The sequence below is a fragment of the Maridesulfovibrio sp. genome, assembly GCF_963676065.1.
Lineage (GTDB): Bacteria > Desulfobacterota > Desulfovibrionia > Desulfovibrionales > Desulfovibrionaceae > Maridesulfovibrio.
Genome location: NZ_OY780933.1, coordinates 3,762,011 through 3,788,847, shown reverse-complemented (window position 1 = coordinate 3,788,847; position 26,837 = coordinate 3,762,011). Strand labels below are relative to the sequence as shown.

The following is a 26,837-nucleotide window of genomic DNA, read 5'->3' as shown; positions in this document are numbered from 1 at the left end:
CCGTCACTGTGTCTATGAATTGAGCGTTAATGTTTCACCGTCTTGAGGTATTAAAACCATTTCTTCAAATTCATTTTCAACTGTGAATTCGCGTAATTCATTTCTTGATAGTGTTGCGTGATTGACCGCTTCCATATGAGTCGCAATTATGGTGGCATCCGGTGCTGCTTCATGGACCTTGAGAACGTCCTGCTTGCCCATAATGATGGAGCCCAATCCGATAATCTGCGCATCACCGCTGTTGAGGATGATGATGTCCGGAGAATGTTTTTTGATAGAGTCGTCGACGAATCGGTTCCAGATTGTGTCGCCGGCCAAATATACGGTTTTTTCCGTTGGATGCATAAACACAATTCCGCATACGCTCCCGAGGAGTTGGCCGAATTCAGTCATGATTTTATCGCTGCCATGCTGTCCGGAGGTCTTTGTCATTCGGATTCCTTTGAATTCAGTTTCCTGTCCCAATATTTGTATGTTGGTGAATCCGTCCTGCTCAACCTCTGCCCGATCCTGTTCATTTTGGACAAAGATCGGCATTTCTTTTGGAATGGTATTTTTCGCTGTCTCATCCCAATGGTCTAAGTGTGTATGTGTCAGGATAACCGCATCTACTTTAAGCAATTCACTGATCGGGAGCGGCAGCTCGACTAGCGGATTCGACAATTCATTATTAACTGTCCCCGGAAAACCGGGAAAAGATTCTTTTGCGGATAACATTGGATCTATTAGGAAACGTGTGTTTGCGTATTCAATGATAACAGTTGCATTACGAATTTGTTGGAATTTCATTGTATTACTCCTCTTAATGTTTTAGGACTGTTCGGTCCATAATTGGTTAAAAAAAATTTATCCAGATTGGAAAGAGCTAAGTTGAGATCTTCGTACCGTTTTGTGAGCGCTTGCGCGGACCATTACTTTTTGGCTAGGGAGGATCATAACAAAAGGTCGAGCATATTCATACTGTGTTTTATGTCTTCCCACAGAGTCCATCTGCTCTTGTTGGGGTTATTCTAAGTATGAAAATATTTTTACCATATCTGGACCGGAAGGTCCAGAATTATTTGCTTATGGTTTTAGGTGCACTGTTAATTGAATAGTATTTATCCATATTAGAATTCCGTTGTCTTACTCTAACGTGTGGCAATATTGAATAAATTCTGTTGGAGGTCGAGATTGTTTAGCACATGTTTTTTGACAATCTTTTGTCTGAATCATCATAGACTAATGAGCTAAAGATGAGTTAGCTTGATTGTTAATACTTAGAAAAGAGATGGACTAGTGCGCAAACCGGGAAAATGATTACTACTGAGCTTTGCGTAATTTATATTTGAGTGGTTCAATATACCAAAATATATCTCGTCATAATACCACAAAAGAGATTTTAGATGAAACTGTTTATTATTTTTCTCGTTGGAATTTTACTAGGATCAATCATCAGCTATTTTGCTGTCACTCACGTAATTGCACTGCGTGGTGGAACAGGAATGTTCGGCCTTATGGGTCTAATTAAAGAAGCGCAGCAAGATGAAGATATTGTTGATCTTATGACCTGTGCTGCCTTGGCGAAATCTTTGGGGTATAAAGTTGATCATTTAAAGCTGAATTTCTTGTTAAACAAAAAGCTTAAAAAGCTGGATGATGGGACTTCCTGGGCATTTAACGCCCTTGTTTTTATTAAAGGGTATGGGGTTGGTAAAGCTGATCAAATCGCCGACAAGGATAAAGAGCAAGCTTTTGAACGTTTAAATTGTCAACAACGGTTTCCTGGTGTTGTGGAAGTTGTGAAATGACATGCATTTCATAATATTTTAACAACTAACCAACCTCTTTAACCTGTTTGCTCGAACCATTGCTGAAATTTATAAAGAGCATTGGCAGGACGAAATATTTTTCCGATTAATCAAGCAATACCTCAAAATAAAACGATTTGTAGGCACCACAAAAATCGCCGTTCAATCACAAATTTACGTAGCTATGATCACATATCTGCTGGTTGCGTTTCTGAAATTCAAATCCAAGATAGGATGGTCGCTTCAAGAAATGCTTCAGCTGATCCAACTGAACGTTTTTAAACGCACTGACATTGAGGACTTCTTTGAACCTCCTGATGAAATGTAAAAGATCAATGAAACTTATCCGTTGTTGGCGTTGGCTAGTTTTCCGGACATGATTGTATTTATCCATATTAGAATGCTGATTCCGTTGTCTTACTCATTAATATGTGGCAATATTAATCAAAGGCTGTTGGAAGTCGAGAGTGTTCAGAATATGTTTATTGACAATATTTTTGTTTTTTATCTTCACATGTTGTGTGCATGCGAAAAGCCTTTGTATTGTGACTCTTAATAATGCTCCACAGGCGTATATGGAAAATGGCAGTCCTGCCGGTTTTCTTGTCGAAATGGTTGAAGAAGCTGTGAGACGTTCAGGCTATAGTGCGGATATTTACATAGTCCCTTGGATAAGGGCATTAGCGTTGGTTAGGAGCGGTGATGCTGATGCAATTTTTCATGCCTATCACACAGAAGAGCGTAAGAAATTTCTCCGTTATACAGATACTTCATTGCTTCAGGAAAAGGTTGTCGCAATCCGTCGCAAGGGGGATGATGTTTATTTTGATTTGAATTTTTCAGGAGCTGAGAAGTATATCGCTGGGGTGGGGCGTGATTATTCTTATGGCGAAAAAGTGGATCAGGCATTAAAGGAGAAGAAGTTCAAAAGAATTGAAGTCGCCAGCGATTTTGACTTGAATGTTCAAAAGCTTCTTTATGGAAGAATTGATTTCTTTTTTGCAGATTACTATCCTGTATTAAAGATTTTGAACGATAAACATTTACTTGATGAAGTTGAGCCTGTTTTGTCCACTGAAACAGGACTGCCGCTGGTCTATTCCAAATCAGAATCATATCTCGCATTTTCGCGTAAAACGAAATCAGAAGTGTTCATAAAAGTTAACAGTGCATTGAAACAAATGAAGGTCGATGGCACCTTCAAGCAGATTATGTTACGTTATGTCCAGTAATTAATTGTTTTTACACATGAAAACAGATTCATCAGCCTCCTATGAAATATATGTTAATCAGTTAACTCTGTAGGAAACATTTGTTGCACCAATTTGCTGTGTCTTATTTTTTCATCAGGGGCTAGGTAGCTGCGATAGTCCTGATTGCATTGTTTCCTGCACTTGCCTTTGAGAATTTGGTCTATTTGGCTGATAACTTTCTCACCCCATTCGTTTTTAGAACATCCTACATATGTCAATAAAAACGGCCCGATTTCTTTGATAGGGATGTACTTCAGGCGACTTTTTATATTGTGCTTGTTTTGTGTCCATGTCAGCAAGTGAGGATATTCAATAATATAATCGACACGTTCTCTGTCCATCATGTCGATGATTGATTCCCATGCAATATTATTGTCATATTGAGTAATTATGTGAGTTGAATCAGGATTGTTCTTTATGATTTTGTCCACTGTTGCTGTGTAACTACGACCTGCTGAAATACCAAGCTTCATATTTGAAATTTTAAATAGTTTTGTTATGGATATCTTGCCGGATTTGTCTATATAAGGCATGAATTCAGGGAGACGGCTTTCAAGTATGCAAACTCCTACAGGAAAAGATACCAATACTGGTTTACTGAATTTTATAAATTTTTCACGTTCAGGAGTTTTTAATAGTGCAATGCAGCAGCTGTTAGAGTCTTTTATTTGTTTAATAATTCTATGATAGTTAGCGCTATAGACATAGTGTTTATAATTTGCAAGTTTCTGTTGCAGTGCTTTTTCAAATTTTTCTCCGAACCCTTTGCCTTTTAAATCTCCTTTCTCAATTACCATTGGAGGGAAATTAGCATGATACCAGTTGATTTCGTGGTCAGCGCAAAAACCTGAAACTGGTAAGATGAGTATAACTAAAATAAAGATTCGTTGTGCCATTGTCTTCCTTTTTTTATAAAAATAATTAGCTATGTTGTTTGGTTTTGGCAAGCTAACGTATCGTGAAATTGGGGCAACTACAGGCATTGAAATTTATTACATAGGAAACTTATTCTAATTCATTTGGAACGATCTCAAAACATTTCTACCAAGCCACATCTCCATCGGATCCACAGAATCATAAAAAAAACAAATCCTCCAGTGACCAAATCAAACCAATCAAGATAACCTTCAATTTTCATGATTATTTAACAATATGAAATTGAGGGAGAAATTCTGATGGTAATTAATTGCGATCCATTATTACAGATGGTCTACAAAGGCACCGAGCTCCGATTCGGTACCAAGTCAATTTAGGGTCGCTATTTTAGTTCGTTGTCTATGCAACCAAAGCCCTCTCGCGAACCGTTAGGCCGTTACTGGCAAATCGGCTAAGATTCCAAAGCAAAGCCACAAGCTTTCTAGCAAGCGCAGCAATTGCTTTTTGAGGCACTCCATGCTTGCCTAATATTCTGCTCTAAAAAAACCGTGCCCGTTCATCAGTCAAAAATGTTGCGCACATTACAAACGTCTATGATCAACTAATTTGAAGCACGGTCTAAGCAAAACAGTTTCCGAACGCCTTGAATAATTTCAACGGCCCTTTGATGCGAATTCTTCGGAAAACTATCTCCTTGAGTATAGACGTATCTTTATGAAGCACCCGCAACCAGGCTTTTGCATCTGCATGCATCCGTACATCCGGAACGCCAATGTGCCCTTGTTGAACTATGATTGTTTTGTCTTTAATTGTCACTGTTACCTCAACCTGCTCAGTTCCGGTGAAAGAAAAATGATACGTTGCGGCAAGTCCTGCCGAGTTGTGACGTTGAAAGGCTCGCGGCATGGATTCGATGAAGGCGGCTATGGAGGGCACTCTGATGCCGTTGCCCACCCGCTTTATTATTTTATGTGGGAACCTTTTCTGCACATGGCTTTCGGCATCGGAGCCAGGGAGGACGTAGACCGTCTCCGTCTTTTGCTGCAGCGGCTTCACCACATCCGCGATAAATTGTTTCTTGTCTTCAAGATACTGCGGAATAACCTCGTCACCCGCAGGGCAGACAGCCATGCAATAAACGGATTTATAGCATGGTCCATAGGCAAGGCTCTGCCACCTCGAAACAGTTTCGGCGTCGCTTACTCTACTTCTGTAGTCTCTTGAATTTTTACTGTCCGCTATATTCTCGACCCAATCCGTGAATCCGCCAATCAATTCGCGATAGGTGTGCGTTAGACAGTTAATGGAGTTAAACACTCCGTCCTGGCCTATGGCGCCAGTCGGGCAAGCCACCGAGCATAGTTTGCATTCAATGCAAGGGTTGTAATCCAGCGGAATGCTGTACTCGTCTACTTCGGCATCGATAATCACAGTATTCAGCAGAACAAAACTTCCAAACACCGGATGAATGACGTTTCGGTGCAGGCCCATCATCCCGAGTCCGGCGGCAACGGCCACGAGTTTATGCGACACCACATGCATCTTGCCAAGCCACTGATCGGTTTCCATCGGGAAACCGACTGCCGGAGTTGTGGCCCGGATACCTTTGCGCTCAAGCGCAGCCGCTAACGTTTGGGCCGTATGGTTCAGGCGCTCCTCCGCCTGTTGCAGTTCGAGACTTGCTATGGAGCGGGCAGGACTTCTCAGGTTTTCTCGGTTGATTCGTCCCACAAAACAGACGAGAGATTTTGCCCAAGGAAACATAGTAAGGATATCTTCTTTTTCCCCGGCTAACGCTGGGCGGTCAATTTCGACAATCCCCACGTCATCTGCTCCGAATTCAAGGCACATCGTGCGCAGCTCGACTGCGCTCAATCTGGGAATGGTAGCGTTGGTCGCATTAGAAGCCTTTTTCTCATTATAACGTTTCACTGTCGGATGATCGTTCTGTTTCGTCATGTAACCCTCCTTTTGGCAACATATGACAGTATTCTTAATAAATTTTTGCATATTGCCGGTACCATCACGTCATCCCTCTTCAGAGAATTGATAAAAGAGTACAGGCTGGTTTTGGTCCTGACGTGCTATCTACGTCTCTTCCGGGCGGTGTATACGAAAAATCATCATATATAGAGCCGGTGTAAAAAGCAGTGTCAGAACTGTAGCCACAAGCAGTCCGCCCATGATGGCAACGGCCATTGGACCCCAAAACACATTACGCGTCAGAGGAATCATGGCCAGAATTGCTGCCAACGCAGTTAACACCACAGGGCGGGCCCGCCGAATTGTAGCGTCAATAACAGCCTCCCATGCCGGGTGTCCTTCTTGTCTATTCAACGAGATCTGGTCCACGAGAATAACACTGTTACGCATGATCATGCCAGCCAATGCGAGAACTCCAAGCAAGGCCACAAAGCCGAAGGGCTGGTTAAAGACCAATAATGCACCAACCGCACCGATCAAACCCAAGGGAGCTGTAGCAAGAACCAGAAATAAACTTGGAAAGCTTTGCAACTGGAACATCAACAATAAAAGCATGATCCCGGTCATGAGCGGGAGGAGGACGACTATGGAGTGATTGGCCTTGCTGCTCTCCTCCAGGGCGCCTCCGACTTCAATCCGGTAGTCGGACGGCAGATCTTTTATTATGGATTTGAGTTTCGGAAGTATTTCCAAGGTGACATCGGGCGCCTGAACACCCGCAATGACTTCCGAACGCACTGTAATTGTCAAATCTCGATTTTGCCGCCATAAGATAGGCTCCTCGTATGTATAATGGATCTTTGCCACCTGAGAGAGCTGAATGGGTTGCCCATTGCGGGCACTGATCGTTAAATCACCCAAAAGTTCAGGACTCAGCCGTTCTTCGGGTACTGCCCGAGCCACAACATTGACCAACTCAATACCATCACGAACCTGAGTTATTGTTACTCCGGAAAGAAGCATATGCAGGGCTTCCGCGATGTCCTGAGGATTCAATCCGAGCGCTCTGGTCCGGTCCTGATCCACATCCAGCCGGATCGTCTTGGCCTGTTCGTTCCAGTCTAAATTGACATCGTAGGTCTTCTTGTTCTCACGCATGATCGCGCGGACCTGATAGGCAATTTCCCGAACTTTCAGCGCGTCGGGGCCGATAACCCTGAATTGAACGGGGAAACCGACTGGCGGCCCGAGCGACAAGGTCGTCAAGCGTACTCTGGCCTGGGGAAGACCGCCTTGGGCGATAAAAGTATTTATGCGTGATTTTACCCGATCTCGCGCAGCGGCATCAGCCATCATAAGCACGACGACGCCATAGCTCGTATGCGGCAATTCCGGAGCCATGGGCAAAAACCATCGCGGCGCTCCAGAGCCGATGTAGCTTGTGAAGGTTTTGATCTCGGGGTCGGTTTGCAAGAACTTTTCCATTGTCTTAACGGCATGGGCAGTGGTTTTAAAGGCAGATCCTTCCGGTAAGCGGATTTCGGCCAACAGCTCCGGGCGGGAAGAGGAGGGGAAAAACTGTCGTGACACGAATGATGAGCCGAACACCGCAATGCCGAAGAGTAAGACTGTCGCGCCAATAACTGTCCTGCGATGCTCCACGCACCATGTGACCACGCGACGCAACAGGCGGTAACTTGACGTCTCATAGATGGCATGCGAATTATGATAATCCTCCCTGTGAAAATCCGGCAACAACTTGAAGCCGAGATAAGGGGTGAAAACCACGGCAACAAACCATGAGGCCACCAGGGCGATCATCACGACCCAGAAGATGCCGCCGGCATATTCTCCTGAAACGGATTTGGCTAAACCAACGGGCAAAAACCCCGCAACAGTAACCAACGTACCGGTCAGCATCGGAAACGCTGTGGCGTTCCATGCAAACGTAGCTGCTTTGATACGGTCGAATCCTTGCTCCATTTTCACAACCATCATCTCAACCGAAATGATGGCGTCATCCACCAAGAGCCCCAGCGCAATAATGAGCGCTCCGAGAGATATCCGTTCTAGACTCATTCCAAGCGAGTTCATGACCACCATGACCATGGCCAGCACAAGAGGTACTGCCAGGGCTACGACGATGCCAGTGCGCCAACCAAGCGACAGGAAACTTACGGCAAGCACTATGACCAGGGCTTCGATAAAGGAGCGGATGAATTCATTCACGGACTCGCTAACCACTTCGGGCTGATCGGCCACTCGGCTGATCTCAAAGCCCAATGGTAAATTTTCTTTGATCCGCGCCATGGCCGTGTCCAAATTCCGCCCGAACTCCAACACGTTGGCCCCCTTGGTCATGACCACTCCCAAGGCGATACCCGGCTTGCCTTCGTGTTGAACTGTATATGTCGGGGGGTCCTGAGGCCCTCGCCTAAGAGTGGCAATGTCTCCCAACCGAAAGATCTTACCGTTACTTTGCACAGGCACTTCTGCAAGTGCATCGACCCCCATGAGGGCACCATCTACGCGAAGGTAAATTCTGTCGGCAGCCGTCTCCAGTTCACCGGACGGCGTTACCGCATTTTGCTTGGCAATTGAATTAAAGATGGCCTGGGCTGTAACCCCCAATGTCGCCAGCTTGGCATGATTAAGTTCAACAAATATGCATTCAGACTGTTCCCCATAGAATCGCACTTTGGTCACGAAGGGTACGCGCAGTAACGTCTGTCGGATGCCTTCGGCTTCATCTTTCAGTTCGCGCAGTGTAAAGTCCGGGCCGGTAAGCACATAGAGAAGAGAATCCACATCACCGAACTCGTCGTTGAAGAAAGGGCCAAGCACTCCGGCGGGAAGATTTATTTTGACGTCGCCAACCCGCTTACGCGCTTGATACCAGCATTGTTCCACTTCGGACGGGGGCATGGAATCCTGAAGGTACAGCTGTATAATCACGCTTCCCGGCTGGGAGTATGTTTTCACCTTGTCGAAGTATGGAACCTCCTGAAGTTTTTTTTCGATGGGATCAGCCACCAGACGCTGCATTTCGTCGGCTGTAGCTCCGGGCCACTGTGCACTGATGACCATTATTTTTACTGTAAAATCAGGATCCTCTGCTCGTCCAAGCTGTAGGTATGACCAGATGCCTGACAAGGAGACGAGAAGAATGAGGAATAAGGTCAGAGGGCGGTGCGTGACGGCCCACTTGGAAAGGTTGTAGCTTTTCACCGGACACCTCCCTGTGTCGCATCGGTCAGTCTGACGAAAACTGTTTCGTCTAGCTTCTGGACACCGGAAGTGACTATAATATCACCGTTGGAGAGTTGACCATGTACAATAGCATCACGCTCTGTGTATTGATCCACTGTGATTGGCCGGAATGTCAGTTGTCCGGTTTGTGGTTCTACTATCCATATGCCAGGACCTTTTCCCTGGTTGAGCAAGGCACTGGCCGGAATACGGGCAGTCTGGAATGGGAGGCGTTCGGAGAGATGGAGTGTCGCCGTCATGCCGAGTAACACGGATGAGTCTACATCGGGTATGGAATATCGGGCGGCATAGGTTCTGGTGGCAGAATCTGCAGACGGAGAAATTTCTCGCAGTATCGCCTGGAAACGGGCATCCTGCTTCGACCAGAGCGATACTTCCGCAGTTTTTTCTCTTATTCCTTGAATACTTCTTTCAGGTATATTTACAAGCACTTCCCGCACGCCCTTACGAGCGACGGTAACTACACTTTGTCCTTGGGCCACGACTTGCCCGGCTTCAGCGCTCACTTTTGTGATAACACCATCATTACTGGAGACCAACTGGGCATACCCACGTTGGCTTGTAGCCAATTTAAACGCACGATCCGCCTTTTCAAGACGCGCCCGTGCCTCTTCAGCAGACAAGTGTTTGAGATCGTATTCGGATCGACTTACGGTGTTTTTGGACAATAGGATAGCGTAACGTCGTTCCTCGGCCGTAGCTTGTTTTTTGTTGGAGACTGCCGCGCTTCGTTCCGCCTCAGCACTTTCCATCGAAAGGCGAAGATCTTTTTCGTCGAGAGTAGCCAGAACTTGGCCGGCTTGCACAAGATCACCAACATCCACCAAACGTTTTTCAATACGTCCGCCCACCCGGAAAGACTCTTGAATTTCGTGGCGTGCCACAATTATACCCGGATAGGAGCTATTCTCAGACCCCTTATCTAGGATGATTTGCATGGTCCTAACCACAGGGCGTTTTTGAACGTGTGAATGCGTTTCCTGACACCCGGAGAGGAGAACGCATAAAATTATTATGTAAGTCAATGCATGGCAAAGACGTTTTATGGTCATGTGAAACCGTTGAGTATAAATATGCATGTGAAACCTCCTTAAGATTATACCGTAAAACCAATTCTACTCATGGGATAATCGAAAGCTGTTCATATATTGGGAAGGAAATCTGCCTGCTTCAAAAATAGACGTTGGTTGTACAGGCATGAACGCCACTGTTTTCGTGTAGCTACACGCAAATCCATGTCTAAAATCGGCATGGAGACTCCTCCACATCGAATGCTAGTCGCTTTACACCGACTAGAACACTTACATATACAGACTTTATCACTTGGGATAAAATTCTTTTGCGAGTCAGAGCATTACTGACTCACTCAGTGAAGTATGTACTTATATAATAAGTGTGTATATACACGCTTGTCTTAAAAAAATTATTCTGCCACTTGGTGCAACTTCCCCACCAAAACTAAGAGGTTTTCAAGTTGTGTACTTCCCAGAAATTCCTCTAAATTATCCTGAGCCTTCTGCCACATAACCGTAGCCTCTTTTAGTTTTTCACGCCCTGGTTCGGTGAGGTGAAGTTCATGGGTACGCAAATCTCTCCCTCTGGCAGATGCGAGCAGGCCTTGAGCCTCCAAGGGCTTTGCGTTTCGCACTAGGGTAGTGCGGTCCAAGCCCATATGCTTAGCCAGTTCAGTCATATTTACCGGTTCCAGTTGTTCAACATATCGCAACAGGGAATACTGGGTGCCCTTGAGCCCAGAGGGGGCCAGCATCTGATCGTAAAACTGTGTGACCATCCTCGTGGCCCGACGCAGGTTAGCGCAGTGGCAAGGGATGTTAGAAGAAGATATGTGCAAATTATCCATGATTGATGCTCTAAATTTATGTTCAGAATCACTGTTGCGTGTATATACACATAAAATACCATTTCAATGTTCTTGTCAAGAAGAAGTCGCAAATCAACTATTTTAAATTAAGTGGTAATAATCACTTTGAATCTTGTGAAAACATTTACCCAGTCTACAAGTAGCCTGCTAACATCTGTACAGATTTTTCCGCAGTATTTCCAAAAAAAAGAGACCTTTTTCAACATATTTATCGCAATCCACGGCAACGAAATCCTGACGGACATAGTCATAGCCGGACAGCCCTAAGGCGTGGTATATGTATAAGCTTTCCACTTGAAGCATCCTGAAGGCTATTCTCTTCTTTTTTGAAGTTAAACCTACGTATTTTCAACAACATCACTGACGTTATGGGAAGTGAGCATGCCAATCGAAAGTGATCTGCAACAACCCTCATGGTCGAGATGTCTTCCTGTACTGTGTAGATCAAAGACAGTATATCATCTATAGGGATCGCCAGAGTGTTTTGGGGGGAATTGTTTAAAATATTTTAGTGTGTAGTGAGTAGTGAAAATTAGTTTGATAAAAATGGTCCTGTCTTAAACTGAAATCCTACCTAAAAAAATCAAATTAATTTCAGTCCAGTAGAAATATTGACCTATTCATGCAGATGGTGTCCTACTTTTTTATCGAATTTTATTTTCAGTCTTCAGAATAACCGAGAGGGATTTCATATACGTTCTGCACTCAAAAAATAGGTGCATTTTTTGTTTCTGCAAGATTTTAGATGAAAAGATTTTTAGGAGAGAATCTTTTTATCTTTTAGCGATCATATCAACGTAGTCTTTACCGATTACACTTGGATTGTATATGTCCGGGAAGTAGTACGGCAATGCTTTGGACGGGAGTGCTACTTGTAAAGGTGATTTTGGCGTGTCAGATGTGAGTAAGCCTTCATCAATTAGTTCTTTAACAATTTTTCTCGCTGTTGATGTTGCTTTGTTAAGAATTGTGCCAGCCTCACCTCTTTTAACCTTTCCTTGCATAAATACAGCACGTAGCAGACGGGCTGAATCTGGATGCAGTTTTCCACCACGCTTTAAAGAATTGACTTCAACAAACCACTCAATACGCCGCTCAATCGTTTCAAGCGAAAGCAGATTGCTCATAAAGCCGATCTGATCAAGACATACTTCAAACATAAATTCTACAAAATCAGCAAGAAGCTCGCTTGCGCTATGAGTAGCCTTTTCTTCTTCCTGAGGCGGGTCGCATGAAAATAGATTGATCATGTATTCTTCTTTGTTTTTGGATAATCCACGCGATAATGACCACAGGTTTGATTTATTAATATCGCACCGGGCCATATAAAGAGTAGAAAACAATCGTGACACGCGGCCATTTCCATCTCTGAACGGATGTAACCATGTCAGGCGGTGATGAGAGGCGGCCATGGCTATAATCCTTTCATCACCAAAATATTGTTGCTGGTTATAATCATCTGAAAATTGTTGCAGAGCTATGTTCAAATTTTCAGGATTAGGTCCGATCGAACCACCTGTTGCGACGTTTGGTCCGACCGAAATAAGCCTGTCTCGAAATTCTCCCGGCAGCACGGGAATATCCGTAAAACCATCTTTTTCATGAGTATAAAGATGGTCTGGCGACAAGTGGCTGTAAAATCTGGTATGAATCAGCCTCAGCAGGTCTTGGCTGGCGATATTTTTTACAGTGCCATTCTCAATATCGTTCATTAGTTCCATTTCTGCCAGAACGTGTGCAGCGCATAAATCTTGTGCGTATCTTTTTTCAGAATCAGCATCAAAACGTTTGGCCATGGCATCTTCAATATCGCGAAGAGTCGATTTGTGACCTTCAATGAGGTTGCTGTAGTAGCTATTGATTATCCGAAGATGATCTCCGATTATTTTAGCTGTGTCAGGTGCCACCCGGCCTTCAAGAGAAGCCGATGAGGCGATAACTTCCTGTGCCATATCTTTTAAGGGCCCAATGTCTTTTCGGTCAGGAATTACTATCGGCCAAAAGGTCATGTTTTCTCCAATTTTGAGCGGTTTGGTTAGCGGTTTTTAAAGTTTGTAACTATTTAATTACATAATATTTTATGTCTTTTCAATGTTGTTTATTTTCCAAAAAATGAGCGGTTTGAATAGCGATCTTTTTGCTCAAGAAAATTTTTCGTGTTAACCAACAACCAATGGAACTATTTTCAGCTATATTTGTAGAAAAAACGAGCGTTTTAGACAGCGATCTTTTGATGTTCGTAAGTTGTTGATATATAAATGTCTTGTTTATGGATTAGAGTCTCCTATTTTGTCTTTTTGAGCGGTTTGCATAGCGGTTTTTAAACATAAAAAATACCAGGTTATGCAATCGGAAAATCTGTACGCACAGAAATGACCCCAGACAAATCAATTTGGCTGCGTATTTTTTCAAGATTATAGTTGGCCTACATAGCCAGCCAGCTTTCCGGGGTGCGTCCGATGACTTTTGAAAGTCGTAGGGCCATCTCAGGAGAGACCGCGCTTTTGGCGTGCAGGATACGGGCGAGAGTGGACGGAGCCTCGTCGAGCAGCATTGCCAGCTTGCGGCAACTGAGATTGTATTTTTCCATATATACGGGGCTGATAAGTTCACTGGGATGCGGGGGATTGAACATAGTCATTAATGAAAACCCTCGTAGTTTAAGTGGTAATTAATCCATAGTTAGCAGGTCTACCGCCCCTTGAGAGTAATCAGGGCTGAGGTGAGCGTAGCGCATGGTCATGTTGATGGTCTTATGGCGCATCAAAGTTTTGATGCGATAGATGTCCACTCCGGCAATAGCCAGCCAAGAGGCGAATGTGTGGCGGAGTGAATGGAATACTATTCTTTGACTTTTGGATGTGGCGAATCTGTTCAGTTTTAATTCGTCGGCAATGATCTTGAACTGCTTTGAAAGGTTTTCTTTCTTTTTGCCCCCGGAGAGGGGAGGGAAGATCATCGCATCGTCGGATTCATCTCTGCGGCGCATGAGTACATCAAGAGCAACTGAGTTGAGGGGGATAGTCCCTCCCGGCTTCTGGCCGTTACTGATAAGTCTCACTGTCAGCGATTTTCCATAAAAGTTGACATCGTGCCATTCTGCACGCTGGATTTCGCCAAGTCTCATTCCTGTGTGAAGGGATAGCAGCATTGCGTCATGCAGATCCTGCCAGCTTTTACGCCAGAGATCCCTTTCAGATTTTTCGGCTTTCTTTAGTGTCGCAGACATTAAGAGTTTGGCTTCTTCTTTGGTGAGGAAGCGTTCTCTTTGGTTTTTATTGCCGATTTGGGGCAGCTCTATATGGTCAATGGGGGATTGTCCTGAAAAGATGACAACTTCATCTACAATCGTTGCGGCTGCGCGATTGAATACAGAGCGTATGATTGCCATATGGTGGAGCACAGTCGCCTCGGCCAGCTTGGCGTCGTAAAGCGAGTCCATGAATTCTTGAAGAAGATCTGGAGTAATTGCTGACAGGGGAAATCCGCCAAGAAATGGATGAATGCGCTTGTTGGCTCTTTTTACATCATCCGTCCATGTTTTTCTTTTTTTGCGGTCCCGTTTCCACGGAATATAATATTCTTCAAAGAATTCTTGGAAGGTTATTTCTTTGATCTGCTCTTTGGCTTCGTTAGCTGCTGCTTCAGCTTTTTTTCTGGCGTGATGTTCTTTGAGTGCGACGAATGTGTTGGGATCTTCACCTGATTTATAGTTCTGTTGAAGCTTGTGTCTGAGGTCGGCGATTTCGGCTACTTTCCATCCTTCTGAAGACCATCCAATGCCTTCTTCTAGGGTCTTGCCTTGGCGATACCATCGAACCGAGTAATATTTATCAGGATTTCCTTTGTATTTCCGGGTCGCATGTTCATAATATCGGACGCCTCTGGTGCTGCTAATTTTTTTCCATTCGGTTGTATTACGGGCTTTCATCTCTCCCGGTATACTCCCGGTTTTCGCGTTTTACAAGGGACTCCGAGGGACACTCGTTATGTCGTAAGGTGTTGAAATTATTTACTCAGGGACGTCAGGGGACATTGAAAAAAAGTTGAAAAATGGACTCTTAATCCGTTGGTTCAAGGTTCAAGTCCTTGGTGGCCTACCACAGTAAATACAGGGTGTTAGACGTTTAGTCTAGCACCCTTTTACTTTTTGTTTTTTCGGGTTGTACAACTCCTGTACAACCTTTTCGCGTGACGCTGAGTGACGAAGGGTGACTCTATTCTTTCGTCTACCCCGAAATTATGGCTGATTGTTGGGGTGGTGTCCATTTTTTTAGGTGTGCCTCATGGTTACATACATCCTGATCAATCTGTCTTCTCTGCAAAGTAGTTAAAGACCTTGGCGACTCTTTTCACATATCTGTCTTCTTCGCCTCTGGGGGGGGCGGTCAATCTCAGAAGTTACAAGTATTCCTCGAACTCCGAAGTACATGAAAGGAGTGATGACTCTAAGGGGGGCACCGTTCCTGTGGTGGATATGTGCCTTAAATTGGGCTTTTTGGTAATCGAACGGTTGATACTTATATTCTTGAGTGATCTTTAGATGATCAAAGAAAATGAGATGGGAGCGTTAGTCGATTTTTTCAGGGAAGTTTTGAAATCACTGATTCGGAAATAGATCCGGCTCCAAAAACAGGGACGTCAGTACCTCCGGAAGATATTCATGGAATAGCCCCTCAAGGTGATGATTTCGTGATTCTTATTGATGTGAACCCGATTTTTTCTGATGAAGAGATTGTAATGGCTACAATCTTGGCAGACGGCGAAGTCTGAAGATATGTTTTTTTATGGATAAATTTAAAGGGGAAACGCATGCGTTTCCCCTTTTTATATTTTTGGGTTGTCGCTATAGGCTTTATTTTTTGCCAGCTGACAAATTGTCTTTCATTTCATCCTATTTGGATTAGGCGTGGCTTCAGGGGCTTTTTACTTCCCGTTGCCATTGCCATTGCCGTTGCCGCCGGCATTGCCGCCGCCGTTTCCATGGCCGTTTCCATGGCCATTACCTCCGGCATTTCCACCGCTGTTGCCTACGCCGTTTCCGCCGGAGTTGCCCCCTGCATTGCCACCGCCGCCACTGTTGCCTTTGCCGTTACCTGCTCCACCTGAGGCGCTTTTAGAAGATCCGCTTTTAGCTGAGCTGGATGCCCGGCTAAGACCCAACCCCTTGCTGTTTCCGTTTCCTCTGGCACCGGGAGTGTTGGCGACACCATATTCGACATTACGGTCAGTGATGCTGCTGCGGCCATATGCATTACCACGTTGGGCACTAGCTGATGTTTTTGCTGTTTCTCTGGCTGTTTCAACTGCTCCATGTCTGTTAGTAGCACCCAGTCCTAGTACTGAAGGGTGCACACCTAATTCATGGGCTATCTCGCCCCAGCCCATACCGGCATCGCGCATATCTGCAATGTCACTGACTGATACACCTGCTGCGTTTGCTGCATCCTCGTCCGCCGCTGCCTGTGCTGCTTCCAATGCAGCCTTTGCTTCCGCAACAGCATCAGGATCGTCTGCATCTACTGCGTCATCATAGGCGGCCTGAGCTGCCTCGAGAGCTTCTTCTGCGTCTGAGATGCCTTCTGCTGAAGTCTGGGCAGCCGCTTCGGCAAGTGCTTCAGCTTTTTCAACCTGGGCAGCTGAATCAAATCTTGATTCTTCCTGTCCGTCGGTAGTTTCCTGTCCGTCGGTGGCTTCCTGTCCGTCGGTAGTTTCCTGTCCGTCGGTGGCTTCCTGTCCGTCGGTGGCCTCCTGTCCGTCAGTGGCTTCCTGTCCGTCAGTAATTTCCTGACCATCAGTTGTTCCCGTTCCGGTGTCGACGACGTCCTGAGCCTTAATGTTTGGAACATATGCCAATATTATGAAACCGATTAATAATAATGGTAGAATGCTTTTGATAATTTTCATTCCTGTTACTCCATGTATAAAGATTATTTTGCCTCTGTCACAAACAGTACTGTTTCATTTATTGTTTTAATTCCTTCTGATGTCTTGACTTTATTCGGTCCTCCGAACCAGCTCAGAAGGATACGTGAAGATTTTATGTCAGGGTGGCCTGCCAGAATTTGTTTGCGAATTTCAAAACTGCGTTCTTTGGCTAGCTCTTTGTTGCCGTTAACAAATGTAACAACGTTGATTTTTATGTCTTTTTTCTCTTCCATGATGGCTGCAATTACCGCGGTAGAAGCCATCGACTCGTATGTAATATCAGGACGTTCTGTTTTGAATTCCGGTGTTTTCAGAGTCATAATCCGTTGACCTATCAGGTAATTACGGTAGGAAAAGTCACCCAATGCGTTCAGTCTGTTAGTGGCGCGTATCCCTTTTACGCCATCAGGGTAATAATCAAGATATTTTTTCCATGTGGAGGCTAGCTCAGCGCGTTCTCCAAGCTGCCATCTGGCTTCGCTTTGATTAAACAGAGCTTCGGGGTTATACGGATCTGTCTTCAGAACTCTGTCATAATAAGCTATGGCTTTTTTCCAATTACCTTTGTCAAAATAGCTGTGGCCCATGTACAAATATGCAGAAAGAAAATCTGGCTTTAATTCAATGGCTTTGCTGTATTCTTGTAACTCTTTGTCAAAATCGGCAAGCACCCAGTAATTGATAGCGAGCCAGAAATGATATTCCGCATTTTGAGGGTCAAGGGATACGGCCTTCTTAAAAGCGGGAAGGCTCTTTTCAGATACTTTTTTTGCTAGATAACATCTGCCCAGATAATAAGCTGCGGTATCGTTAGTGGGATCTTCTGTAGACAATCTGCTCATTTCTTCTATGCAGCCGTCATAATTTTTGCTTGCCAAATATGATTTGCCCGCGAATTGTCCGGAACAAGAGCACAGAAGAGCGAGGCTGAAGATGATTGCTGTGAGTCGCATTGAGTTCATATGATGTCTCCGTCTTGTCGTTTGTAAATTTTGAGGTGCTCAATTAAATATACGTTTGGGATTTCTGTCGGGTCACATTAATTTATGCTTCTTTCTGAAAATCCCAGTGCAATCATAAAATCTACCAGAGTTTTATTCTCATTCAAAATTTTGATTGCAGTTGTCGCCAGTGCCGAATCGGATATCCCTTTCGATCTTGATGCTGCCACAACCCGTGAAACATATTTCCAGCTTGCATCGATGTTACCGCTATCTATTGCCGCGGTAATTATTTTTTCCAGTTGCTGCTGGTTGAAACCTGTTTCGGCGAGAGCTCTGGCAGTATGAAAAGCATTAGTAAGTACCGCCGGATCACGATTGCCCTTATATTTTGTAATACAGGTGGTTACAAAATCGATATTAACCCCTGAATCAGCGGCTGCTGTCGCACTTGCGATCATGTCTTCCCCTAATGCGTTATAATCATTTGAAACAGCCTCTTGAATTGAGAGATAATTGTTCCGCATTCTTTTTAGTGCGGATATAATAATTGGTGCGGGGATTTTTTTCCCGAGTCCTTCATCCATTTTTCGTAAATATATTTTTACGGGATAGCCCTGCTCGCAAATATCAAGAATGGGTTCGATAATATTCACAGCATCATTTTCGCTTATCCTACCGGAATTGACTGCGGCTAAAAGCCTGTCCACGGATTTACCTTCTGCTTCGCATTCCGAAATTTTCTTGATTTTCATTTCAAGATCAGCGGTGTTCGCCTTTGATACTCCCGGATAAAGCACTATTGCGATTATGAGTAGAATGATAAAATTTACCGAATGTTTAAATCTCATGCGTATTACTCCTGACAGAAACGATGGAGTTAACACTTCCAAAGCCGTCTTTACGGTAATAAACAGCTTTCGGGTCTGGAATTACGGTGTTTCCATTGACGAGAAATACATACTCGTGATCTCCCGGTTTGAGGTTTGTTTCATAGATCCAGACCCTGTCTTTTTGGTCATAGCGCATGGTAGAGGATTCTGCGGACCATTCATTGAATGAACCAATGACAGCAACATTCTTTACTTCCCCTGCAGGGGCATTGAATTCAAAGCGTACAGAAACTACGTTAGCCTGTTGATTTTGAATCAGCACCCCTTTCGGAGAGAAGAAAAGAACCACTGCCACCATGGCAATTGCGAACCCGACTCTCAAAGGCGTCAATTTAAATTCAAGCGGACTGTTTATCCAGCGCAGTGTTTTTTCCCACCACGTGGTTTTTTCTTTCATAATTGAATCCATTACAGAACCAGAAAACCCGACGGGCACGTCCTGCAATTTCATCTTTTTGATTTCTTCAGTTAATGTCTTCTGTCCTGTGTTTAACGATTCTTTTTTAGTACTCATGGCTTTCCCCCAAAATCTCCCTGACCATTGCCAGTCCCCGGTGGATTCGCATCTTTACGCCGCTAAGGCTTAATCCAGTCAATTCTGCCACTTCTTTCAGGGATAATTCTTCCCGAAACCTTAAAAGAAGTGGTTCAGTATACCCTAGAGGCAGTTTTTCAATTACAGAATAAAGCTTATCTGCTTCCCATGTAGTTTCCATCTTTGTTATCTGATCACTTGTATCAGGAAAATCACTTATGTTTTCAGGGATAAAGAACAGATCATCATTCCTTTTGTTGGATCGAAGCCGATCTCGAGCTACATTGAGGCTCAACGTGTACAGCCAGGAGAAAACATTTCCTCCGCTAAACATATTCAGTTTTTTATACGTCTTTATGAACGCTTCTTGAGCCATATCAGCGGCTTCATCTTCATCCCTGAAAATTCTCAGCATCAAATTGTATATTGAACTCTGGTATTTGATAACCAGCACTTCAAACAGCTGGATGTCTCCATCCATAACTTTTTTGATGACCGATAAGTCCCTTTCGTCGTTCATGAGTGTAGTGAGTCTCCTGTTTCAAACAATTCCGTTCTATATAGATATACGCTGTGTCCGGCCATAAGGTCACAATAAATTGTCATATTGAATAACGATTATATATTAATTTATGTTTTTTTTGCAGGCTTACGATAACTTTATTTCCCAGGTAAGTCCCCGGGAAATAAAGTTTATCAGGCAGGGAAGAGTGAGGGCAATTTTTTTTAAGTATGTACAGCCAAAGGGTGATAATATTTTTGTTTAACCAATTTGGTTAAGCAGATGATTTTTCTTGACCGGTTTGGTCAAAAAGCTGTTGCACCCGGCATCGAAACAGGCTTTTTTATCATCTTCAAAGGCGTTGGCAGTCAGCGCTACAATTTTCACCGGAGTGAGTCCTTTTTTTTCTTCATGTGCCCGAATAGCTCTGGTGGCCTGTAGTCCGTCCATGACCGGCATTTGTATATCCATGAAAATTATGTCGAAGTCCGGGGACGATTTATAAATTTCAACTCCTTCCAGACCATCTTCGGCCATTGTAAGTTCATGGCCGCTATTCTTGAGGAAAAAATTAATCAGATTCCGGTTGCTTTTCGAATCTTCCACTATAAGCACCTTTTTAGGCTCGCCGCTGGTCAATCCCTGATGTTCACCGTCCTGATCGCAGTCAGTAAATTTCGGTTTATGCGCAACGGTAAAGGGAGCACTGAATACAACAGAGGTTCCGCCTCCGCTTGCGGATGAGATCTCAATATCTCCGCCCATCAGTTCAGCCAACCTTTTAGATATGGGCAGGCCTAATCCGGTTCCTCCGTATCTGCGGGTGGTGGAGGAATCAGCCTGCGCAAAGCTTTCAAATATTTTTTCAATATTTTTTTCGTCAATCCCGATTCCGGTATCGTCTACTTTGAAAGATACCTGCATTGTTTTTTCGTCCACGGGACTGGCCGTAACTCCCATAAAGATTGAGCCGGCATCTGTGAATTTGATTGAGTTGCCCAGCAGGTTCAGCAGGATCTGTCTGACCCGGTATGAATCACCCTCTACCCACTGCGGAATGTTTTCATCCATTTCCGCCCTGAATTCGAGTCCGGCCGTTCCGGCAGAGACACTAGCAAATGTTTTGACCTCATCCAGAAGACTTTCCAGATTAAAAACACAGTTATCAATCAGCATCTGCCCGGCTTCGATTTTGGAGAAATCAAGAATTTCGTTGATCAGCCTCAGCAGTCCTTCCCCTGAAGCCTTGAAAAGGTCTGTGTACTGCCTTTGTTCTTCGTTCAGGTCGGTTTCATTAAGAAGGTCGGTTACACCCAGAATGGCATTCAGGGGGGTGCGTATCTCATGGCTCATATTGGCGAGAAAAACTGATTTGGCATTGCTTGCCGCTAAAGCTGTCTCTTTTTCAATCTCGACTTGTTCCATAAGTTTACGCTGAGAAATATCCGTAATCATCCCCTCGATAAATATTTGATCGTTCTGCGTTATCAGGCGGCAATAATTGGCAAATTGACGGATTTTACCGGACGGTAATTTTGCTTCAAATTCAAAGCCGTGAACATGACCATGTTCCTCCAGCTCCCGGAGCAATTCTTCCCGTCGTTTGGGGTCAGCAAAAAGCTGAGTGGCTACGTCCTGAATATTTTCCAGAACCTCTTCAGCGGAATCGTATCCGATAAGCTGGGCAAAGGCCGGATTGACATTTATCAATTGTCCTTCCGGGGTGCTGCGGAAGATTCCTTCGGTCGCATTCTCGAAAAATCCCCGGTATTGTTCCTCCGCCTGACGAAGGTCCACAACCATATTTTGGAGACTGTCGGACATTTCATTGAAAGCATGGGCTAATTGGCCCATTTCATCTCCGGACTCCACCTTGAGCCGTTGGTCCATATCTCCGTTTTGAAATTTGCGTATGCCGGAGATCATGACGGTGATCTTGTTGGTCAGAGTTGAGGCCATCCAAATAGCGATTAAGATGACCGCCGCTACCATAAAGATGGTAGAAAGGGCTATTTCGTGTGCGGTATCGGTTTGGGTCCGAGTGAGAAGTTCTTGTGTCTCATTATTTTGTTTTTCAAGTGCCTGCTGGAAATCGGAGGCCATGGAGCTGATTTTCTTACCTGTTTCGGTGGCGGCCTTGTGGAATTCATGTACATTTGCACCGATGGTGACAAAGCCGAATCCGCGCGGACCGGAATATCTGCCGGTGTGATAGGGAATGGCCGCCGCAGTGGTCAATTTCCAAATTCCGCTCCAGAGTATGACAAAAGAACCGGAACCACCGTCTCTGGTCAGGTTATTCCAGCCATCGCATTGGGGGGCGAAATTCAGATATCGGCAATCCAGTCCCAGCAATCCGGCATCCGTTAATTCCGCCGCAGGTTTTTTCTCCAGTGACTGATCAAGAAGAACAGGGGCGGTTTTCTCCCATTGTGTTATGTCTTTTCCGCTTTTACGGAAATCTTCATACATTCCCTCGGCAAGCCATGGGATTGCGGGTTGCCCCGTCAGAGGATCATAACCGGTGATAAAATAATCGCGGGGATGGGAAATATTGCGGTCCTTGTAGTCCCAGATAAAAGCGTAATTACCTGTGGATGCGTCGGACATGGCTGTATAGCGTTCCGCTGTAGGAACAATATGATCCGAAAACTCCATTATGTGGGTGTGATCAAGTGCCAAGGTAACGTAGCCGGTAATTCTGCCATCACGGACAACCGGAGTCGCCCAACGCACCAGTCCCTGAAATTTTTTACCTACAGGGTTTTCCCTGCCTGCGTAAGCTGCTTTTTCCGGCTTGAAGGGGATGCCTTTTTTCTCGGCGGAAACCTTTGTGTATGAGCCGATGATCGGACTTCCGACATATGGTCCGATTACTTCGGAAACGTATATTTCACCCGGTTTCAATTTTTTTAATTCAGAGAAATATCCTTCAGCCTTGCAATATGTATTGGCCTTTTGGGAAACGTCTTTTTTCTCTTTATCCAAAATGTCGGTGGTAACGACCTTGATCAGTTCACGACCATTAAGGTCGATAAAGGTCATCTCCAGAAATAGGGGCTTACTGATATGCATTCCGCAGCGTTCAGGCGGGCGGGAGTGAAAGTCCTTGGAATTATCGGCATTGCGGGCTGTTACGGTTGTTTCTACATTAGGGCAGAGTTCAGAGGGGACCCATGCATCACCTGCTTCATTCAATTTCCAGGGAATGGGTACGGTTACATTACGGGTGAGAGGCTTTAGAAATTTGCGGAAATTTTCTTCAGAGGGTTCGATTCCGGCGGCTAAAAGGATATTGTTGTCCCGGTCATATAAAAAATCGGCAAGGTTGCGGGCTGTGTCGGTCGTGAGCCGTTCAATGGCTTCACGGGATTTAAGGTCAAGGGCCCGGATTGAGCTTTGCACGGCTGTATGGCCTATTGTGCTTACTGTCTTGCGGGTCTCTGTAGATATTGTAGCAATTTTATCCTCTACAGACTGACCTAAAAGGATTATGCCGTTCCAGGCAACCCAGGCTAGAACCACCAGAGGCAGAACCTTAATGAGTACGAAAATCGTAATAAGTTTGCATCTGATTCCTATGGAACGAGTCCAGTGCATGCGTTCTCCTTACTTGCAAAATTGCCGAAGCCTTAGGTCAGCTATATCTGTTTCAATGTTCTCACGAAAGAATATACTACGTAATGCCTGTTCAGAACAAGTAACTTAACGGTGTTTTTATGAATACTTTTAAGATGTTGTGATAACTGTGTAGAGCCGTGGGTGAAGGTTTTTACGTAAGTACCGACTTATTCGGTAGAAACTTAGATTTATTGGTAGATTAGGGGATGAATTTAGACTTCAAAAGATATAATTTTTTTGTAGCGGTCTTCAATATGAAGGTGTGGGTTGTAGTCTAATCGCAAGTGCATTAGGTACTGTTCCTTGTGTGTTTCACCTAATACTTAATTTTACCAGATAAGAAACCACCGCTGTATATGATACCCCAATCCTTTAGCCGAATTTGTTTAAGCATGCTTAATGGAGATTTAATATGAAGTTTTATTGGTATTTGGTTATTGCTATAGGCATTATGCTTGGAGGTGTCATCTTCAGCTCTAATGTTAATCTGATGCCTGAAAGCACAAATCATCATGCAGAAATAGACGGTGATTGTAATTTTTCTACTCCTAGAGAGGCTGTCCGAACTTTTTTGTATAACGCCCGTAACTATAACCGTGACCATTATTCAGGTTTTAGTTGTATTGCAGATGTTGTGACTTCTCAAGAAAGAAAAAAGTATGCAGACTATAATACAGAGGTTGTTGAAAAGGCCAAGAAGATATTTTTAGTCCTTGAAAATATAAATTACAATATAAATAAGGATATTCCTGAAGATGTTACAGGGAATAAAATTTCATTTGTCCTTTTTTTAAAAGATCAGCCTGTTAAATTCATTATGGAGAAGGGTCTGAAAGGGTGGCGTTTCTCGAATGAAATGTTTTCTGATCCTACTTTTTTAAAAGTTATTAAAGATCTTAAAATTAAATATGCTAAGTTTACTTCAGAGAATATAGAAGGTGATACTTATGTACAAAATTTAATGTCACCGTTTAGAACATTTTTCACTTTGAAGTCCGGAGTCGAGGGTAAAGGAGCGGAGAGTCTGGAGCGTGCCACGGCCGCTCTTGATTTATCTGACTATAATTCTTTGGAACGTCCTGTTTATGGGCCTATTTTAGCGGTCTTAGTCTATCGCGTAATATCTCAGCGTTCGACGATTCAACTGGAGCAGCTGTCAGCTGACCCAGACTGTGATTATCCTCCCGTTTTTTTAGTTGTGCCTGACTTAGGTTCGGTAACCATGCACGTTGTTACACTTGATGATGGCCGCAAGGCATGGAAATTTACACCTGAAAGCCTTAATGCCGTTTGGAAAAGCTATGATGATACAATAGATGATGTTTTAAAAGAAGGTAACAATCCATTTAGCGGTAACAAACTGCCTTTGCATATGGTCGTAGATGATTTTGTTCATCTTAATTTTCCGGGCCTTATGGTTAAGTATTTTAATACAAATCTTTATAAATGGGTTATTTTGTTTGGTCTGTTTATAATTACGCCTGTTGTGCTATGGCTTATTTCTCGCATTGTCAGCCAGATCATTGCTTTTTTGGACAAAAAACTTCCTGAAGGAGTTGATGCTCCGCAGCGTTCTTCCTTAGCTATTCCTCTTGAAGTTATAGCTGTCTGCTTTATCTGGTTAAAAGCTCTTTCAATTCTTATTTTATATAACAGTGTAATGACAATCAGTCTGTATGGAATCAAAATAATAGGTTCCTTATCAATAGTTTGGATTTCCATGGTCATAATAAATTTGTTTTGCAATGTTTTAACTTTAAAAGGAGGCGCAGGCATCAAGGGAACAATGATGCTTATCATTGCCCAGATATTTAAGGTGGCAATTATGCTGATGTGGGTTGTCTACGTTGCAAACTTATTCGGCCTGAATTCAACACGTATTTTTGCCGCTATGGGTATTGGTGGTTTAGCTATTGCCTTGGCTGGTAAAGATACTTTAGAGAATATTTTCGGAACAATGGTCATAATGACGACCAGACCATTTGCCGTTGGCGATTGGATTAATTTTTTAGGAATGGACGGAACTGTAGAGAATGTAGGGGTTAGATCAACTTCCATCCGCACATTTTACAATTCAGAGCTTATTATACCAAATGCAAAGTTCATAAGTAACCCTGTGGATAATATGGGTAGACGAGAATGGAGAAGGTATAAAACAATTATCGGCGTTGCTTATGATACACCGGCAGAAAATTTAAATGGGTATGTGCAGGGGCTTAAAAAGCTTGTTTTAAATACACCCAACACCAATAAAATAAATTTTCATATCGTTGTTCATGATTTTGGGCCATCTTCAATAGATATTATGGTCTACATCTTTTTTAAAACAACCGACTGGGCGCAGGAGTTGGTCTCGAGGCATCAGTTCATTGTTGATGCGTTGCGTCTGGCAGAGAAGATGAAAATTACTATCGCATACCCGACCACAACTGTTCATTTGAGTCAGGAGCAGCCGAAAGAATATTTGGAATTCCAGTCTGACGCGCATGCGGAAAGTATTGGTAGAGAGTTTGCCGGTGTCGTCCGGCCTGTAAAAAATCGGGAGTAGCTGCGGTTTTGCTCCGTTCAGGATCTTAAATAATGAAAAGGGTTAACTCTCGACGAGAGTTAACCCTTTACGTTGTGCGGGGAATTCAGATTTTTTTGATTTTAGGGGAGCAGGATCTCGTCAAGTCTTTTACGATTGTGCTCGGTGGGCAGGTCCCCCTCATCAGGGACACCGACTGCAAGAAGTCCTACGATTCGCAGTAACGGATCAATGTCCAGCAATTCCATGATCTTTTGTTCGTCATACATTCCTACCCAGCATGTGCCGAGACCAAGTTCTATCGCCCGAAGCATCATGAAAGAGACAGATATTCCGACGTTCATGGCAGATGCACCGAACTTTGCGGCTTCAGTGGCGGAGACTTCGCGTTCAAGGTATTCGTCGATCCCATCCATCGGGTCGCCGGTTATCAGGTTGTTTTCCCGGAAAAAGAAGGCGCTGGCCTGAGAGTCCTTGATGTAGCCTGCCATATCCGCACAGCAGACGATGATAGCGCCGGCGTCAGCCAGCCATGATTGTTTTCTTGAGATATCTTTTTCGCCGAATTTTATCAGCGTTTTCCTGTCCGATACAACTTTAAAACGCCAAGGCTGTGAATTGAGGCTGGAAGGAGCTAGTCTGGCTGCATTAATTAATTCTTCAATCTGCTCGGTGGTAACCGGTTTTGAATTGTAAGAACGTACACTATGCCTTTTTAAAATTGCGTCTTTAACGCCTAGTTTTTCGCCTTTGTTCATATTAATTCCTTGGTTGGCGGTTTGGTGGGGCGATCCCTGTCAAACCGATGTTATTTTCAAAAAAATAAGAATATTATATTTGAGGTCTGTTATCAAGAGCGTGCCAAGGATACGCATTGGGTAAGCAAAAGATATTTT

Annotated in this window: 20 protein-coding genes, 1 tRNA gene and 1 pseudogene; 5 read left to right on the top strand and 17 right to left on the bottom strand. The window is 44.0% G+C overall.

Annotated features, from left to right (window positions below; translation table 11 throughout):
- Window positions 1-12: 12 nt before the first annotated feature.
- Entirely contained in the window at window positions 13-789 is a 777-nt protein-coding gene (locus ACKU35_RS16975) for an MBL fold metallo-hydrolase (RefSeq protein ID WP_319761115.1), read from the bottom strand.
- Between the two features lie 596 nt (window positions 790-1,385).
- Between ACKU35_RS16975 and ACKU35_RS16970 the strand changes: the two genes are divergently transcribed.
- From ACKU35_RS16970 to ACKU35_RS16960, 3 genes and pseudogenes are all read left to right on the top strand, one after another.
- Entirely contained in the window at window positions 1,386-1,790 is a 405-nt protein-coding gene (locus ACKU35_RS16970; protein ID WP_319761113.1) for a hypothetical protein, read from the top strand.
- 40 nt (window positions 1,791-1,830) lie between these two features.
- A pseudogene (locus ACKU35_RS16965) lies at window positions 1,831-2,118 on the top strand (transposase); the annotation flags it as partial.
- Between the two features lie 103 nt (window positions 2,119-2,221).
- Complete coding sequence (locus ACKU35_RS16960; RefSeq protein WP_407944190.1) at window positions 2,222-3,022, top strand: substrate-binding periplasmic protein; 801 nt, start codon at window positions 2,222-2,224, stop codon at window positions 3,020-3,022.
- Between the two features lie 53 nt (window positions 3,023-3,075).
- On the opposite strand, the gene ACKU35_RS16955 is transcribed toward ACKU35_RS16960, so the two are convergent.
- From ACKU35_RS16955 to ACKU35_RS16915, 9 genes are all read right to left on the bottom strand, one after another.
- A complete protein-coding gene (locus ACKU35_RS16955; RefSeq protein WP_319761109.1) occupies window positions 3,076-3,939 on the bottom strand; it encodes a TIGR02285 family protein in 864 nt (287 codons plus the stop codon).
- A gap of 598 nt (window positions 3,940-4,537) precedes the next feature.
- The gene (locus ACKU35_RS16950) at window positions 4,538-5,878 is read right to left on the bottom strand and encodes an SCP2 sterol-binding domain-containing protein (protein WP_319761107.1); all 1,341 of its coding nucleotides are present in this window, start codon (window positions 5,876-5,878) and stop codon (window positions 4,538-4,540) included.
- A 129-nt stretch (window positions 5,879-6,007) separates the two neighbouring features.
- Entirely contained in the window at window positions 6,008-9,070 is a 3,063-nt protein-coding gene (locus tag ACKU35_RS16945; RefSeq protein WP_319761105.1) for an efflux RND transporter permease subunit, read from the bottom strand.
- Window positions 9,067-10,191, bottom strand: coding sequence for an efflux RND transporter periplasmic adaptor subunit (locus tag ACKU35_RS16940; RefSeq protein WP_319761102.1), 1,125 nt, complete (start codon window positions 10,189-10,191; stop codon window positions 9,067-9,069). Before ACKU35_RS16940 ends, ACKU35_RS16945 begins: the two co-directional genes overlap by 4 nt.
- Window positions 10,192-10,535: 344 nt before the next feature.
- Window positions 10,536-10,904 carry a MarR family winged helix-turn-helix transcriptional regulator gene (locus tag ACKU35_RS16935; RefSeq protein ID WP_319761100.1) on the bottom strand — a complete coding sequence of 123 codons (369 nt, stop codon included), beginning with the start codon at window positions 10,902-10,904 and terminating at the stop codon, window positions 10,536-10,538.
- A 237-nt stretch (window positions 10,905-11,141) separates the two neighbouring features.
- A complete protein-coding gene (locus tag ACKU35_RS16930) occupies window positions 11,142-11,288 on the bottom strand; it encodes a hypothetical protein (RefSeq protein WP_319761099.1) in 147 nt (48 codons plus the stop codon).
- 479 nt (window positions 11,289-11,767) lie between these two features.
- Complete coding sequence (locus tag ACKU35_RS16925; RefSeq protein WP_319761098.1) at window positions 11,768-13,003, bottom strand: Fic family protein; 1,236 nt, start codon at window positions 13,001-13,003, stop codon at window positions 11,768-11,770.
- Window positions 13,004-13,419: 416 nt separating this feature from the next.
- Entirely contained in the window at window positions 13,420-13,635 is a 216-nt protein-coding gene (locus ACKU35_RS16920) for a HigA family addiction module antitoxin (RefSeq protein ID WP_319761096.1), read from the bottom strand.
- A 30-nt stretch (window positions 13,636-13,665) separates the two neighbouring features.
- Complete coding sequence (locus ACKU35_RS16915; RefSeq protein WP_319761094.1) at window positions 13,666-14,925, bottom strand: tyrosine-type recombinase/integrase; 1,260 nt, start codon at window positions 14,923-14,925, stop codon at window positions 13,666-13,668.
- Between the two features lie 98 nt (window positions 14,926-15,023).
- Between ACKU35_RS16915 and ACKU35_RS16910 the strand changes: the two genes are divergently transcribed.
- A tRNA-Leu gene (locus tag ACKU35_RS16910) sits at window positions 15,024-15,097 on the top strand.
- 823 nt (window positions 15,098-15,920) lie between these two features.
- On the opposite strand, the gene ACKU35_RS16905 is transcribed toward ACKU35_RS16910, so the two are convergent.
- The 6 genes from ACKU35_RS16905 to ACKU35_RS16880 all read right to left on the bottom strand — a co-directional run bounded on the left by ACKU35_RS16905 (window position 15,921) and on the right by ACKU35_RS16880 (window position 23,393).
- Window positions 15,921-16,901 carry a hypothetical protein gene (locus ACKU35_RS16905; RefSeq protein ID WP_319761092.1) on the bottom strand — a complete coding sequence of 327 codons (981 nt, stop codon included), beginning with the start codon at window positions 16,899-16,901 and terminating at the stop codon, window positions 15,921-15,923.
- Window positions 16,902-16,924: 23 nt separating this feature from the next.
- Window positions 16,925-17,884 (bottom strand): tetratricopeptide repeat protein, encoded by a 960-nt coding sequence (locus tag ACKU35_RS16900; protein ID WP_319761090.1) that lies wholly within the window; start codon window positions 17,882-17,884, stop codon window positions 16,925-16,927.
- A gap of 77 nt (window positions 17,885-17,961) precedes the next feature.
- Window positions 17,962-18,714 carry a hypothetical protein gene (locus ACKU35_RS16895; RefSeq protein ID WP_319761089.1) on the bottom strand — a complete coding sequence of 251 codons (753 nt, stop codon included), beginning with the start codon at window positions 18,712-18,714 and terminating at the stop codon, window positions 17,962-17,964.
- Window positions 18,704-19,270 (bottom strand): hypothetical protein, encoded by a 567-nt coding sequence (locus ACKU35_RS16890; RefSeq protein ID WP_319761087.1) that lies wholly within the window; start codon window positions 19,268-19,270, stop codon window positions 18,704-18,706. Before ACKU35_RS16890 ends, ACKU35_RS16895 begins: the two co-directional genes overlap by 11 nt.
- Complete coding sequence (locus tag ACKU35_RS16885; RefSeq protein ID WP_319761085.1) at window positions 19,260-19,811, bottom strand: sigma-70 family RNA polymerase sigma factor; 552 nt, start codon at window positions 19,809-19,811, stop codon at window positions 19,260-19,262. The genes ACKU35_RS16890 and ACKU35_RS16885 overlap by 11 nt, the downstream gene beginning before the upstream one ends.
- A gap of 243 nt (window positions 19,812-20,054) precedes the next feature.
- On the bottom strand, window positions 20,055-23,393 hold the full coding sequence (locus tag ACKU35_RS16880) for an ATP-binding protein (RefSeq protein ID WP_319761083.1): 3,339 nt from the start codon (window positions 23,391-23,393) through the stop codon (window positions 20,055-20,057).
- Between the two features lie 433 nt (window positions 23,394-23,826).
- Here ACKU35_RS16880 and ACKU35_RS16875 point away from each other — a divergent pair, with 433 nt between their 5' ends.
- The gene (locus ACKU35_RS16875) at window positions 23,827-25,962 is read left to right on the top strand and encodes a mechanosensitive ion channel family protein (protein ID WP_319761081.1); all 2,136 of its coding nucleotides are present in this window, start codon (window positions 23,827-23,829) and stop codon (window positions 25,960-25,962) included.
- Window positions 25,963-26,063: 101 nt separating this feature from the next.
- Here ACKU35_RS16875 and ACKU35_RS16870 read toward each other — a convergent pair whose 3' ends face one another.
- Entirely contained in the window at window positions 26,064-26,699 is a 636-nt protein-coding gene (locus tag ACKU35_RS16870) for a nitroreductase family protein (RefSeq protein WP_319761078.1), read from the bottom strand.
- Window positions 26,700-26,837 lie beyond the last annotated feature (138 nt).